A 1,323-nucleotide genomic window follows, 5' to 3' on the forward strand; every position below is an offset into this window, starting at 1 on the left:
TTGTCCAAATTGAACAAGTGGTTCTATTAACCCGTGAGTCGTAGGCTACCCACCCATGTAATTATATCATCACTAAGAAATATTCAGGACAGCACGGAATCGAGTCGATGCTGACATCATTTTATCGTATGCTTCGCTAGCACGATCTAATGGATATGACTCAATCATGGGGCGAATATCCGTCAGCACACTGAAATTAATCGTCGCTTGGATTTCTTCCGCTCCGCCTGTTAACGTACCTTTGACCGTGTTAGATCCATTCAAAAAGTCCATCGCTGACAATTCTAGTGGATCAGTGGAAGTTGCCACAATGATGAGCTCGCTGTCTTGACCCAACCCGTTGATCAGAGAGGAAACGGCCTTCGCGTTAGGTGCAGTTGCCAGGATGACTTTAGCACCGCCTAATGCTTGTAATGCCTCAGCCGGATCTTCTTTGGCCGAATCAATGTAGTGATGGGCTCCAAGTTCACGTACGAGAGCTTCTTTATCATTTCCTCGTGAAATAGCCACGGTGCGATATCCGGCTTTGCTTGCAAACTGAACGGCAAGATGTCCCAGTCCACCAATCCCCTGAATCGCTACTAGATCACCAGGGCGAGCTTTACTATTTTTGATGGCACTAAAGGTCGTTTCTCCAGCACACATTAGTGGAGCAGCTTCCATTGCCGAAATTTCATTTGGAATACTGGACAAACTATCCTCATAAGCAACCATGTATTCAGCATATCCACCGTCCATTGTTAATCCGGTCACATGGCTATGTCCCCCATGCCATCCAATGCCGACACGTTCTCCAATTTTCCATTTTGACGAGCCTGATCCAAGCTCATCAACGATTCCTATCACTTCATGTCCAGGAATGCGGGGATATGCTGACGCCGCACCGCCCATGGCCATTGAATCTCCATTACATACGCCGCAAGCTTCAACGCGGAGCAATACTTGCCCTTCTGCCAGCTGCGGAACCGGTACCTCAACTAACTGCATTTTTTCTCCTGCAGCTGGAATTTGCATGGCTTTCATTTTCTTCATGAATAAACCTCCTTAGTTTTAAAATAGTGGTACTCCATTAGTATAGTTTAAACAGGTCAAATATTCAATTAATTAATTGAATATTTGAATTGATTATTTTCATTACGGATGAATAGATTCGTTGCAACTTCTTGTAAGTTTTGTATTTTTGTTATCTGATTGATGATTTTTGAGACTACTAGTTCAGCTGACTGAAGTGCACCTTCAAGATGTCACCAAATTCTGCACTTGCTTCTGTTCCAGCAAAGGCAATTTATTTTTCCATTCCCCAGATGCAGGTATAGGTCCGTA

At 44.1% G+C, this 1,323-nt stretch carries 1 protein-coding gene; it reads right to left on the reverse strand.

Features of this window, described 5'->3' with window-relative positions; all coding sequences use genetic code 11:
* Nucleotides 1-72: 72 nt before the first annotated feature.
* Nucleotides 73-1,032, reverse strand: a complete 960-nt coding sequence (locus GRP75_RS27140; RefSeq protein WP_160790914.1) for a zinc-binding dehydrogenase — start codon at nt 1,030-1,032, stop codon at nt 73-75.
* Nucleotides 1,033-1,323: the final 291 nt, after the last annotated feature.

The organism is Paenibacillus sp. OT2-17, assembly GCF_009827695.1.
Taxonomy (GTDB): Bacteria; Bacillota; Bacilli; order Paenibacillales; family Paenibacillaceae; genus Paenibacillus; species Paenibacillus polymyxa_B.

Bases quoted from the DNA above. Each gene is read 5' to 3' on its own strand.
- GRP75_RS27140 (WP_160790914.1), bottom strand. From the start codon at position 1,032: ATGAAGAAAATGAAAGCCATGCAAATTCCAGCTGCAGGAGAAAAAATG.